Source organism: Acinetobacter sp. CAU_H_78 (assembly GCF_058599365.1).
In genome coordinates this window covers 316,866-330,229 of record NZ_CM178652.1, presented here as the reverse complement: position 1 = coordinate 330,229, position 13,364 = coordinate 316,866, and the positions used below count along the sequence as shown (strand labels likewise).

The 13,364-nt window shown below is 43.9% G+C and carries 11 protein-coding genes; 1 reads left to right on the top strand and 10 read right to left on the bottom strand.

Annotated features, from left to right (window positions below; all coding sequences use genetic code 11):
- Positions 1–27: 27 nt before the first annotated feature.
- The 6 genes from aroK to AC4MCD_RS01530 are packed head-to-tail and all read right to left on the bottom strand — an operon-like array spanning position 28 to position 5,719.
- On the bottom strand, positions 28–564 hold the full coding sequence (aroK, locus tag AC4MCD_RS01555; RefSeq protein WP_005233593.1) for a shikimate kinase AroK: 537 nt from the start codon (positions 562–564) through the stop codon (positions 28–30).
- Between the two features lie 36 nt (positions 565–600).
- Positions 601–2,766, bottom strand: coding sequence for a type IV pilus secretin PilQ (locus AC4MCD_RS01550; protein ID WP_491876464.1), 2,166 nt, complete (start codon positions 2,764–2,766; stop codon positions 601–603).
- A gap of 16 nt (positions 2,767–2,782) precedes the next feature.
- Positions 2,783–3,310 carry a pilus assembly protein PilP gene (locus tag AC4MCD_RS01545; protein WP_034169727.1) on the bottom strand — a complete coding sequence of 176 codons (528 nt, stop codon included), beginning with the start codon at positions 3,308–3,310 and terminating at the stop codon, positions 2,783–2,785.
- Positions 3,310–4,026, bottom strand: coding sequence for a type IV pilus inner membrane component PilO (locus AC4MCD_RS01540; RefSeq protein ID WP_034702183.1), 717 nt, complete (start codon positions 4,024–4,026; stop codon positions 3,310–3,312). Before AC4MCD_RS01540 ends, AC4MCD_RS01545 begins: the two co-directional genes overlap by 1 nt.
- Positions 4,023–4,661, bottom strand: coding sequence for a PilN domain-containing protein (locus AC4MCD_RS01535; protein ID WP_491876463.1), 639 nt, complete (start codon positions 4,659–4,661; stop codon positions 4,023–4,025). The genes AC4MCD_RS01540 and AC4MCD_RS01535 overlap by 4 nt, the downstream gene beginning before the upstream one ends.
- The gene (locus tag AC4MCD_RS01530; RefSeq protein WP_180002742.1) at positions 4,661–5,719 is read right to left on the bottom strand and encodes a pilus assembly protein PilM; all 1,059 of its coding nucleotides are present in this window, start codon (positions 5,717–5,719) and stop codon (positions 4,661–4,663) included. The genes AC4MCD_RS01535 and AC4MCD_RS01530 overlap by 1 nt, the downstream gene beginning before the upstream one ends.
- A gap of 166 nt (positions 5,720–5,885) precedes the next feature.
- Between AC4MCD_RS01530 and ponA the strand changes: the two genes are divergently transcribed.
- Positions 5,886–8,414: a penicillin-binding protein PBP1a gene (gene ponA / locus AC4MCD_RS01525; RefSeq protein ID WP_491876462.1), complete on the top strand. Its 2,529-nt coding sequence runs from the start codon at positions 5,886–5,888 to the stop codon at positions 8,412–8,414.
- Positions 8,415–8,472: 58 nt separating this feature from the next.
- Here ponA and AC4MCD_RS01520 read toward each other — a convergent pair whose 3' ends face one another.
- From AC4MCD_RS01520 to AC4MCD_RS01505, 4 genes are read right to left on the bottom strand one after another with little or no spacing between them, the layout of a single operon-like run.
- Positions 8,473–9,276, bottom strand: a complete 804-nt coding sequence (locus AC4MCD_RS01520) for a putative RNA methyltransferase (RefSeq protein WP_419364031.1) — start codon at positions 9,274–9,276, stop codon at positions 8,473–8,475.
- Between the two features lie 59 nt (positions 9,277–9,335).
- The gene (mraY, locus tag AC4MCD_RS01515; protein ID WP_159122695.1) at positions 9,336–10,454 is read right to left on the bottom strand and encodes a phospho-N-acetylmuramoyl-pentapeptide-transferase; all 1,119 of its coding nucleotides are present in this window, start codon (positions 10,452–10,454) and stop codon (positions 9,336–9,338) included.
- Complete coding sequence (locus AC4MCD_RS01510) at positions 10,455–11,858, bottom strand: UDP-N-acetylmuramoyl-tripeptide--D-alanyl-D-alanine ligase (protein ID WP_491876461.1); 1,404 nt, start codon at positions 11,856–11,858, stop codon at positions 10,455–10,457.
- A gap of 8 nt (positions 11,859–11,866) precedes the next feature.
- The gene (locus AC4MCD_RS01505) at positions 11,867–13,363 is read right to left on the bottom strand and encodes a UDP-N-acetylmuramoyl-L-alanyl-D-glutamate--2,6-diaminopimelate ligase (RefSeq protein ID WP_491876460.1); all 1,497 of its coding nucleotides are present in this window, start codon (positions 13,361–13,363) and stop codon (positions 11,867–11,869) included.
- Position 13,364 lies beyond the last annotated feature (1 nt).

Below are 13,364 nucleotides of genomic sequence, written 5' to 3'. Positions count from 1 at the left end.
AGGGGATAACCACTTTTTCAACTGAACTTATTTTTTCGGAAGGATGAGATTCAGAATACGCTGCGCCAGATCCCGTGCAGCCCCCTGATTGGTCTCAATGATGTAATGTGCGACTTCCCGGTATAACGGATCCCGTACTGCAAGCAGATCTCTGAGTTTCTGTTCAGGATTTTCGACTTGTAACAAGGGACGGTTTTTGTCGCGATAGGTTCGCTGAAGCTGAATTTCAACTGGAGTGTAAAGATAAACAACGATGCCTCGCTGCTTTAAATAATCCCGATTAGGAGCCTGAGTAATTGCACCACCACCAGTCGCAAGTACAAGTTGTGGACGTGAGGTTAACTCATCAATTACAACAGTTTCACGATGACGAAAACCCTTTTCACCCTCTTTTTCAAAGATCCAGGGAATCGTAGCCCCTGTTTTACGCTCAATTTCATGATCGCTGTCCAGAAATTCTCGTCCTAACAGTTCTGCTAAATGTCGTCCTACTGTTGTTTTACCGGCCCCCATCGGCCCTACCAAATAGATATTTGGCAGGGTTTCAAACTCTTTGCTTGGCAAGGAGTCACCTATTCATTTTGTTAAATTCAAAATATATTAATGATTTCTTGAAACACTGTCATTAACAATTCGAGGTGTAACAAAAATCAGTAACTCACGCTTGTTATCCGCTTTTACATCTTTACGGAATAAACGTCCTAAATAAGGTAGATCGCCCAAGAAAGGAACTTTAGTTTGTGCATTTCGGGTTTCTTGCTCAAAAATACCACCAAGTACTACTGTTTCACCATTATCAACCAGCACATTAGTATTGATCTGGTTTTTATTAATCGTTAACTGGCCAGTTGGTGTAGGATTTCCTGGTGAGTCACTGGTAATATTTAACTCCATCTGCACCTTGCCATCTGGAGTAATACTTGGTGTAACATCCAGACTTAAAGTTGCATCAATAAACTCTGTAGTCGACACTGCATTGGCACCACCACCTTCTGCGGACTGATATGGAATTTGTGAACCAGATGCCACAGTCGCTTTTTGTTTATCAGCAGTGAGTACTTTTGGTGTAGAAATCACTTCACCATAACCATCTGCTTGAAGCGCAGAAAGTTCAAGATCCAGCATAAAATCTGAAAGGCTAATTAAACCAAAAGCAATACGGCTAGCCCCCTGACTAGTAACACCCAAATCTACATTCAGGTTATCTGGACGTTGAATATCATATGTCCAACCACCAAACTCATTCGCTTGTGGTTCTCTAAGATCCCAAAGAGTCGTATCGCTTCCACCAACAAGTAGGTGATTATTATTCATAATTCCTTGTGATAGTAGCCCCCACTTGACCCCCATTTCTTTGGTAAAGTCAGTGGTTGCACGGACAATTCGCGCTTCAACCATCACCTGCTTCACTTGCACGTCAAGCAAGTCTACCATGTTACGAATTTTATCAATGAAAGGCTGGGTATCATTCACAATAATGGTATTGGTACGAGCATCAATAGAGATAGAGCCACGTGAACTTAATAAACTTTCTCTATCATCACTGTTACTTGTATTGCTTGAACTACCTGATCCTGATGCACTCTTATTTTGAGTAATCAGCTTTTCAATATCTGCCGCTTTTGCATAGCTGAGCTGCATATATTCAGTTTGAATTGGCGCAAGTGCAACGCTTTGTTTTAAAGCCTTGGCTTCTTCTTCTTCAGCTTTAATCAGTTCTGCAACCGGTGCAATCCAGATGACATTACCATTACGGCGTTTATCCAGATTTTTGGTTTTTAAAACAATATCTAAAGCCTGATCCCAAGGCACTTCTTTGAGGCGTAAGGTAATATTACCCTGTACGCTATCTGCAGCAACCATATTGATATCGGTAAAATCGGCTAATAACTGTAGAACTCGACGAACTTCAATATCTTGAAAATCTAGGGAAATTTTCTTGCCTGTATAAGCGACTGATTTAGGACGCAGCGGATTTTTAACTTCTGGACGCTTCAAACTAATGGTCAGCTTATTATCCGTCTGGAAAGCCATATATTCATAACTTTCTGCAGACTGAATGGTAATCACACCTGATCCATTCTGGTTGACTGCATCTACCGTTGAAACGGGTGTAGCAAAATCATTTACATTTAAACGTCGGGTCAAATGTGCTGGAATCTTGGAGCCCAAGGTCCGTACAATCACTTTGGTTCCCTGCTGCTGTACATCGACTGGTGTGTTCTGACCTGCCAGATCAATTACCACCAGTCCTTCACCTTGCGCACCCCGCTGGAAACCAATATTAGTAATCCCCTGAGCGACCTGCTGTTGTACAGGCTGAGCAATAGCGACTGGAGTGGCAGAATTAATTTTTAAAATAAAGGTATTGCCTTCCACACGCGTCGTAAATGCACCTGCATTAGCAAGATTCACTGTCAAACGAGAACGCTGTGCATCCGAGCTAACATCCACTGAACTAGCTTCAGCAGTTGCGACTGGAATACTAGACTGTTTTAGATTTTGTTGTGCCTCATTAAAATCCAGAATCAGGCGTGACGGAGATTCAAGCTGATAAGCTTGAGGCTGAGGTGGCAAGCCATTAAACATCACCCGGATTTCAGTTCCCTGTCCAGGAATCTGCATTGGCACCACATTGGTCATTGAAACTTGCGCACTCGCTGCTTGCATCACAGCAATCGCGACAGCCCCCATAGAAAACTGACGAAACACATGATTCATTGTATTAGCATCCCCAAAAATAAATTCTTTAATACTCTTATTCATTTTTATTCCTTAAAACTTATGGCGCTGGCCCAATCAAAACCAGACTTCGTGGACGTTCCACATATCCCTCACGGCCATCTGGAATAATCTCAATCAAGTCAATCTGTGTCGGCGTAATTCTCGTTACACGACCGTGATTAAGTCCCATATAGCTGCCACGTTGTATCCGTTCAATTTCCCCATCAGGCGTTTGAATTAAAGCCAGAATCTGCCCCGCCTGATTCCGCATACTGCCTTTCATGCTTAAGGTTTCCAGTGGATAACTCTCTAAAGGCTGTAATTGGCGTGACAAGTTTGGATAAACCCGCTTACCTGCCATAATTTTCAATTCGGCTGCTAAAGAGCTTGGCAGGAAAGGACTTTTCAGCTGATGAGCTGCATAATTAAACATTTCTGTCGGAATAAAATCCGGCGCCGGTTCAATTGGTAATGGTGGTTGATTACGGATATTGGCCATTTCCTGATTGACTGCATCAATTCTTGATTCGCAGCCCACCAATAAAAATCCGAGCGTTAAAGCTGAAGTAATTTTAATGATATTCATTACTGAGCTCCCTGCGTATCAGTTGTAGCTGAAGTAGATGAAGCATCTGCATTGCCTACATAACGGTAGGTTTTCGCTTTCACTACATAATCAATAACAGGAATTTCAGATTTCTTTTCTTTATTTTCAGTTCCTGTAATGGTGAAATCATGCAGTGTAACGATGCGCGAAAGCCCTGCAATACTGCTCACAAAAGAACCAAAGGCATGATAATCCCCAGTGGCTTCAATCGCGATCGGCTGCTCAATAAAGAATTCCTGCTTGATTTCAGGTTCCAGGCGAATATTCTTGAATTTCAGTCCGGAGTTCACTCCACTCAGGTTAATATCTTCAACCAGGCCAGGAATTTCAGTTTCTTTCGGCAATTGTTCTAATTGCTGATTAAAACGTGCTTCCATTTCCTGCAACTGAATCTGGTACTGTTGTAAGTTCCGCAGCTTGGATTCCTTTTCCCGGAATTCATTTAACAGGTTTTGTTCTTGAGCACTGGCTTGTGAAATTGCTTCTATTTTGCCGCGAATAAACCCGAAATACCCCAGCATAAAAACCAGAATAACAATAAAGATCCAGCAGGTGATTTTGACTGATAATGGCCAGCTGCCATAATTATTTGGATCTAGTGTATTGAATTGTTGAAAGAACTTTTCAACAGTCATTTTTTTTCTAGGAACAGCCACTACGTCTTGGCTTAATTCATCGAATCCGTCATTACTCATGATGATGCCTCCGCTGTAGTTGTGGCTGGCGTTTGTCCTTCTTTAAGTGTTGGCTCAGCAATTTGATCTAGATCAACCGTGACCGTAAAGCTGCCATAAGATTCTTCTACTCGAGGAATCACCGAGGATGGCGCTTTATTTTTTGCTTCGTCTGCGACAATAAAGGCATTCATAAATGCATTACGATACCAGCTAGAAGCTTCCAGATTACGTAGCAACTCAGCCACTGTATTCGGACTTTCCGCCTTACCTTCAATGGTAAATTTATCACCGGTACGCTGAAATTTCGTAATATACATATTGCTTGGTGTGACCCGTACAATTTCATCAATCAGGTGAACTGCGATCGGTCGTTGAGTCTGTAGACCCTGAATCAGCTTCATACGTTCAACAATTGCATTACGCTGGTCTTGTAAACCATCCAATGCTTTCAGCTGTACATCCAGATTCTGGTTAGTACTGACCACCAGCTGGTTGGCCTGTTCCTGATCCTGAAGTTTTTGATCGTAATAGAACCAGGTTGAACCTGCTGCTGCCAATCCTAGAAAAAGTGCCCCTGCGCAAATCGCTACAAATTCATTATTTCTTTTAATTCTTAGCTCATCGCGCCAAGGGAGTAAGTTAATCTTTGCCATTAATCAAAACTCCTCAATGCCAAACCACATGCAACCATGAGTGAGGACGCGTCATTTTCAATTTTTTTAATATCAATTTGAGGAGAAAAGCCCATTTGCAGGAACGGATTGGCAATCGTGACCCGGTAGCCGAGTTTTTGCTGTAATAGTTTTGCCAGACCTGGAATATTGGCATTCCCCCCTGCCAATAAAATATGGTCAATCTCGTTAAACTGAGATGAAGAGAAGAAGAACTGTAATGAACGTGCTGCCTGTTGCACGACTGCATCCAGGAAAGGTTCCAGCACTTCGATGTCATAATCATCGGGTAAGGCACGGGTTTTTTTAGCACGCCCTGCTTCCTCAAAAGACAATCCATAACGGTTCTGGATTTCCTGAGTCAGCTGCTTACCACCAAAAACCTGCTCACGAGTATAAATGATCTTGTTATTCTGCATGACGGATAAAGTCGTCATACTATGACCAATATCCAGGATCCCGACAGTATTTACCCCCATCGGCAAGGTATCTGAAAACACCTTGAATGCATTTTCTAGTGCAAAACTCTCGACATCTGCAATTTTTGGGTTGAGATTGGCAATTTGCAGTACTTCAGAACGTGCTTCAACATTTTCGATTCGGGTCGCTACCAACAGGACATTGACCCGGTTCGGATTGGTTAAACGGTCTGGCAGAACTTCAAAGTCCAGACTGGCTTCATCAAGTGGGAAAGGAATATATTGTTCGGCATCTTCACGAATCTGAATTTCACGTTCATCATCCGACATATCAGCATCCATTTCGATGATCTTGGTGATGACCATAGAAGTTGGAATCGCAAAGGCTGACTGACTGGACTGGGTATTGGCCAAATTAATCGCACGCCCCAACGCATCACCCACCGCTTCTGGATTTAAAATATTTTTTTCAACGACACTACTTTCTGGTAGTGGGACCAAAGCATAACTTTCTACCCAGTACCGACCGTTCTTTACAGAGAGCTCTAAAACTTTAACAGAAGTCGAACTAATATCCACTCCTATTAACCCCTTATTTGGCTTACGATATAACCTGCGCACAATACAATTCCTATTATTTTTTTATCCCCAATAAAAACAAACTCACCAATCTGTGCCGGTCTATAATTTTATATAGATACAATAACTCATCTAACAATATGCATATCTAAAGGATATACTGACCGGTAATTAGTTTGCCATTAGCTCTTATTAAAACTTACTTGTTATGAAAAAGCTATCTTGTTCAGGCCTTGTTCATCCATTTTTTTTGATCATTATCATTATTTTGATCTCAATTCCGATGGGTTTCTATGGCATGTATCTCTATATTGCCCCATCTTTGCCTGAAATGTCTACGCTTAAAAAGGCACCTTTATTAAAGCCTTTACAAGTTTTTAGCTCAGATAATGAGCTCATTGCAGAGTATGGTGGCAAGCTTTCTGTTCCTGTGAATTATGAACAGATTCCGAAAGAATTTATTCACGCCTTCCTCGCTGCAGAAGATTCCAGTTTCTTCGAACACAGCGGGATCAGCTTTAAAGGCTTGGGACGTGCAGTCAGTGAAACCATTACCGGCTCTGATGTACAGACTGGTGGTTCGACCATTACCATGCAGGTCGCTAAAAACTACTATTTAAGTCCCGAACGTACTTTAAAGCGTAAGCTGACTGAAATTTTCCTGGCACGTAAAATAGAACAGAATTTAAGTAAAGAAGAAATTCTGACTTTATATGTCAATAAAATTTTCTTGGGGAAAAATGCTTATGGCATTGCGGCAGCAGCGAAAATCTATTACAACAAAAGTTTAGATGAGCTTTCGATTGCGCAAATGGCGATGATTGCTGGTCTTCCTAAAGCACCTTCTCGTTATAATCCGGTGGCCAACCCTAAGCGTGCCTTGGAACGCCGCAACTGGATTTTAGGTCGTATGCTGCAACTGGGTTATTTGAATCAGAGCCAATATCAGGAAGCCATTGCTGAACCGATTAACCTGGATATGCCTGACCGTAGTACCCGCAACAAATTTCCCTACGTCGGCGAAATGGTTCGCTCTGAACTGGTAGAAAATTTTGGTGAACAGGCCATAGATTCAGGTTATAAAGTCTACACGACGATCCATAGTGAACGTCAGGCTTATGCTGAACAGGCAGTACAGGATGGTTTAGAGGCCTATGATCGTCGTCATGGCTGGCGAGGTGCTGAGGCTCATGATCAGCCCCTGCAAAATTTCCGTGTCTATGCCAACACTTACCCTGCTGAAGTGACCAAGGTCAATAATAATAGCTTTGAAGCGTTGATGCAGGATGGCACCACTGTAACTGTGCCTTGGTCCGGCATGTCCTGGGCTCGCCCTTATCGTAGTGCAGATAGTGTAGGTGCTACACCAAGCAGAGCTTCACAGATTGTTAAAGTTAAAGATATTGTTCGTTTAAGACCTAATGAAAATAAAAGTTCCTGGGCACTAGTACAAACGCCTCAGGTACAGGGCCAATTAATTGCATTGAACCCAAATAATGGTGCGATTGAAGCCATTGTCGGTGGTTATAATTTTTATCAATCCAAATTTAACCGCGCGACTCAAGGCTGGCGTCAACCGGGTTCAACCATTAAACCCTTTGTTTATGCTCTGGCTTTAGAACGTGGTATGACTCCGCATACCATGGTCAATGATGCGCCTATTACCATTGGTAAATGGAGTCCGCGTAATTCGGATGGTCGTTATTTAGGGATGATTCCTTTACGTCGTGCTTTATATCTGTCACGTAACACGGTTTCAGTACGCCTATTACAAACCGTTGGTATTGAGCGTACCCGTCAGTTATTTATGGATTTTGGCTTGCAGGATAATCAGATTCCACGTAACTACACCATTGCTCTAGGCACACCTCAGGTTTTACCAATTCAAATGGCCACTGGTTATGCTACGTTCGCCAATGGCGGTTATCGCATTCAGCCACATTTTATTACGCGTATCGAAGATGCCTATGGCAAGACTATTTTTGAGGCTAAGCCTGAATATGCCTGCATCTCGTGTATTAATGCTCAGGAAGAAAGCCCTCAACCAACAGGCGCACTCACTCCTGATGACGAAGCCATTGAAATCAATAACAAAACCTTGGCACAGAAACCAGAGACACCAAAAATCTCGGCGGAAGACAGTAATTACCGTCAGGCAGAACGTATTCTAAAATCTAGCTCTGCTTATGATATGGCCAATATTTTACGCGATGTGATTCAGCATGGTACGGGGCGTGCTGCTTTAAGAATTGGTCGTAGCGATATTGGGGGTAAAACCGGTACCACCAATGATGCCAAAGATGCCTGGTTTGCAGGTTTTAATGGCAAACTGGTCACCGTTGCCTGGGTCGGTTTTGATCAGCCGAAGACTTTAGGTCGACGTGAATACGGTGGCGTAGCAGCCTTGCCAATTTGGACCGACTTTATGGGGAATGCCTTAAAAGGCACACCAGAAGCTTGGGTTCGCCTGGATCGTAATGCTAAAGCACCAATTAACCGTAATAAGGTAGTGCAAGGTGAGCAGGAACAGCATGATCCGTCTTCTCCACCTTTAGCGACGCCTCTGTATCGCCCTGCCCCGGTTGTAGCACCTAAGCGACAAAGCAATGATTTTGAAGATTTGCCTGATCAGGAAATTCGCATACCGGATGATGAAAGAGTGGCGCCAAGAGACCAGCCACCACAGCCAAATCGGGTGGTGGATCCTTTGGAAAACTTGATTGAAGAACTTGAATAATCTGAACCAATAAAAAATCCCTCATTATTGAGGGATTTTTTATTTCTAGATTTTAAATTTATTTCTTCTGAAATACATAAATCTGGAATTGAGCCATTAAATCGAATTGATCCTGCTGCTCAAGTGCCAAACGGCGTTCAGGTTTGGCTTTATAAGCATAAGGAGTCATGGTAATCAAGTTTTTTAAATCCGCTTGAGCCAAAGTCATTGGCGCATCAATCACCTGTTCACTTACCAGATTAAATGTATCCTGCAACTGTTCGACAAATTTATGTGGTTCATGTGCTTTCACTTCCTCGAATAAGGCTTCACGCATCGCGTACAAATGTTGTGGTGCAGGTGTCACTACCATCAAATAAGATTTTGCCTTTAATACCCGCAAGATTTCTTGTTTCGGAATCGGGCTAAATAAGCTGGTACAGAGATCAATGGATTGATCCAATACCGGCAAGGTCGCCCCTGTTCCTACCACCCAGGTAATTTCTTTATTCAGTTTAGCTGCAACCTGAACTGCATTTTTGGCAATATCTACGCCGACACATTGCATGACTTCAGCCTGCATGGCATTGGTGTAATAGCCTTCGCCACAACCAATATCGAGCAGATTTTCAATCCGCAGCTCACGGATTTTCTTGACCACAGCCTGTTGCAAAGGCGCATAATGACCTGCACTCAGAAATGCACGGCGTGCCTGCACAGATTCAGGCGTATCACCCGGATTTTTACTATGTTTATGCTGCACCACATGCAGATTCACATAACCCTGCTTGGCCACATCATAGCTATGCTGATTGTCACAGCGCCATGTACGTTCATTTAAGCGCAACTGCTCACGACAAACAGGACACATCAGTAGGTTCATTTTTTAATTTCTCCAAAACAAAAAAGCCGGCATGCGCCGACTTTTTTTAAATGCATTTCTTAGCGTAATTTTAAGGTCATTAGGCCTAAAACTACCAGCATAATCGTAATAATCCAGAAACGAATGACGACTTGAGTTTCACGCCAACCTTTCTTTTCATAATGGTGATGCAAAGGTGCCATCAGGAATACCCGTTTATTACGCATTCTTAATGAACCGATTTGCAGGAAGACTGAAATCGCTTCCACCAGGAATACACCTGCCATAATCGCAAACACGATTTCCTGACGCACCATCACGGCAATCGTACCCAGCATTGCACCTAAAGATAATGCACCCACATCACCCATAAACACTTGAGCTGGATGAGCGTTATACCAGAGGAATGCCAGACCGGCACCAATCATCGCAGCACAGATGACTACCAGTTCGGAAGAATATTTCACATAAGGAATATGTAAGTAGTTAGCGAAACGTACATCGCCTGCCAGATAAGCAAATACCCCTAAACCTGCTGCAACCAGAACAATTGGCATGATCGCCAGACCATCCAGACCATCAGTCAGGTTTACGGCATTGGATGCACCATTAATCACGAAGTAAGTGAAAATAATGAAGCCAATTCCCAGCGGAATCACAGACAATGGAATGGTGTGATCCTTAAAGAATGGAATCAGCACATCCAGCATATTGGCAGTCACTACCGGATTCGGTTGCTGCTGTGCGATCACATACAGTGCAATACCAGCACCGATTGAACCTACAGACGTCCAAAAGAATTTCTTGCGTGCAGGTAAACCAGCATTGTCTTTATAACGGATTTTAATCCAGTCATCTGCCCAGCCCACGGCGCCAAAAATCACCATCACCGAGAGCACAATCCAGACATAAGGGTTCGTCAGGTCTGCCCATAGTAAGGTGGATATCCCGATTGAGAGCAGGATTAATACCCCACCCATGGTCGGTGTACCCATTTTCTTGGCATGATTCTCAGGAGCAAACGAACTTACTGCCTGACCATATTTTAGTGCCTGCAATTTGCGGATCATGATCGGACCCAAGACCAAACCGATAGTCATAGCGGTCAAGACGCTGAGCAAAGCACGTAAAGTTAGATAACGAACCACCTGAAACGTGCTATCAAAGCCCGCCAGATGATCAAATAGCCATAACAGCATTTAAAGTTTCTCCATCAATGCAGCCATCAATGTTTCCATATGGGTAAAACGCGACCCTTTAAATAGGAAAGACATTGGCTGGGGATGATGTGTTTCAATCAAATCAATTAAAAATGGTAAAGCCTGCTCCTGTTTCAGGAAAGCCTGCATTTTCTTACCATATTGCGTACTACGTGCACCTTCTTGTGCAGCTGGAGCAAATTCACCCACAGCCACCACAAAATTAATGCCTTTGACCGATACCAGATCCCGACCAAGCTTGTAATGCTCGATTGCAGCAGATGAACCCAGTTCACCGATATCACCGGTCACCATCACTCGAATACCCTGCTGCTGCGCTAAAACTTCAGCCGCTGCACGCATCGAGCTTGGATTGGCATTGTAGGTATCATCAATAAATAAAAATTCTTTATGCGGTATAAAGTTCAAACGACCTTTGGCACCAACGGCCTGTTCAAGGCCAGCCACGATATCATCCAGACTAATACCAATTGCCAAAGAAAAAGCCACCGCTGCAGTTGCGTTTTGCACATTGTGTTCACCAGCAAATGGTAGATTTACGGTTTTAATGCCTTGTGGTGTATTTAGCGTGAAAGTCGCAGATTGCGGATGTAGTTCTACGTCAGTTGCATAGACATCACCGCCCTGACCAAAACTCAAAGCTTTCTCGGTTTTGACGGCTGCACGGATTTGCTCGGCATAATCATCTGCTGCAGGCACAATCGAAGTTTCAGAAATATGCGAATAGATTTCAGACTTGGCGCGACAAATCCCATCACGGCCACCAAACTCACCCAAGTGTGCGGTACCGATATTAATAATACCGGCCACATGCGGCTGCACCAGATTGGAAGTGTAATCAATTTCACCCTGATGGCTCGCACCCAATTCCATCACTGCATACTGATGTTCAGCACGCAGTTCCAGCAACATCATTGGGACACCCAAATCATTATTCAGGTTACCGCGAGTGACTAAAGTCGGTGCCAGACGTGACAGGATACTGCCCAGCATTTCCTTGGTCGTGGTTTTACCGCTACTGCCAGTCAAAGCAATGACTTTAAGCTGTGAGTTTTGCTGACGACGATAAGCGCCAAGATGACCCAGTGCCAGACGAGTGTCTTCAACCACCAGCTGGCAAATCTCTGCATCAACAGGTTGGCTGACAATCGCGATTCCACAGCCCTTTTCAGCCACTTGTGCGATAAAGTCATGTGCATCAAAACGCTCACCTTTCAATGCCAGAAAAGCATCACCTGCTTCGGCATGACGGGAATCAGTTAAAATCCGCTTAATCTGACCTTCAGGTTTTTTATCATTCAGCCAATAACCATGAGTGGCTTGCTGTAATTGTTCAATTGTCCATGGCTCTAAAGGCACGGTACTTGTTGTTGAAGTATGCATGTAAAATCCTAATGCGCTGGAAATGCTAAATCACAGTTGTGATGCTGGGCATCAATTGCGGCCTGTACCTCGACCACATCATCAAACCAATGTCGCACCCCATCAATCTCCTGATAATTTTCGTGTCCCTTACCGGCAATCACCACAATGTCACCTGGCTGCGCCTGGTCGACTACAAAGCGGATTGCTTCACGACGGTCATGAATTTCATGATAGGTTTTGTCTGAAAAATCGATACCCTGCTTCATGTCAGCGAAAATCTGGTTTGGATCTTCAGTACGTGGATTGTCCGAAGTCAGCACTGCAATATCAGCACCTTCGAGAGCCGCTTGAGTCATCAGCGGACGTTTACCACGGTCACGATCACCGCCACAACCAAAAGCAACCCAGAGTTTTTGACTGACATGGCGCTTCAGTGTAAGCAAGACCTGAGTCAGGGCATCTGGAGTATGTGCATAATCCACGACAAATAAACGCTCATCATCACGAATCACCTGCATACGGCCTGGAGCACCTTTTAGCTCAGGTACAGTTGCAATTAAATCGGCTAGTGCAAAACCCGCCTGCTCTGCCACAATCAGGCTCGCAACCAGATTTTCGATATTGAAATGACCCAGCAAAGGACTATGCACAGTAAATGTATCTTGTGCAGTGATCAATTTAAATTCAGCACCGGAAATACTGTACTGGATATCCTGAACCTGATAATCGGCTGCTTGTGACAAAGAATAAGTCAGAATTTTCGGTTGGTTTGGATTGGTTCTTGCAGCATTCAGCATCACCTCTGCATGTGCGTCATCAATATTGATGACTGCAACTTTCAGAGATTCAAAGCTAAATAAACGCGATTTTGCTTCTGCATAAGCTTCCAGCGTACCGTGATAATCCAGATGATCTCGACTTAAATTGCTATAAGCCGCAATTTCAATTGCACAACCATTCAGACGGCCCTGCTCCAGACCATGCGAACTCGCTTCAATTGAGGCAAATTCCGCACCTGCCTGTGCATAGGCATGCAAGGCATTTTGCAAATGCAGTGCATCAAGCGTGGTATGAGAAGAGGCTTCCAGATTCGGCAAAATACCATTCCCTGTAGTCCCCATAACTGCACAGGCTTTAGCTTGCAGCATCAGCAACTCAGCAACCAGACGGGAAATCGTGGTTTTACCATTGGTGCCGGTCACAGCCAGAATACGAGCAGCCTTGACTGGTTGAGTCGCTTGCAGATAGCGCTTCTGCCACTCGCCCATCAAGTGACGGACATTGGGTACTACCAAAGCTGGAGTAACACCCAGCTCTTGTTCTGAAATCACGGCCAGTGCACCCAATGACAGGGCTTTCTTGGCATATTCTGCGGTTTTTTCAGGTTGAGACAAGCTGGTCAGGGCAATAAAAATTTGCCCCAGTTTAACTTTGCGGCTGTCCAGTTCGAAACCCTGAAAGGATTGTCGCATCCACTCAGCAGGTTCTTGAACGGCGTAGAGATCTTGAAATGTAATGGACATT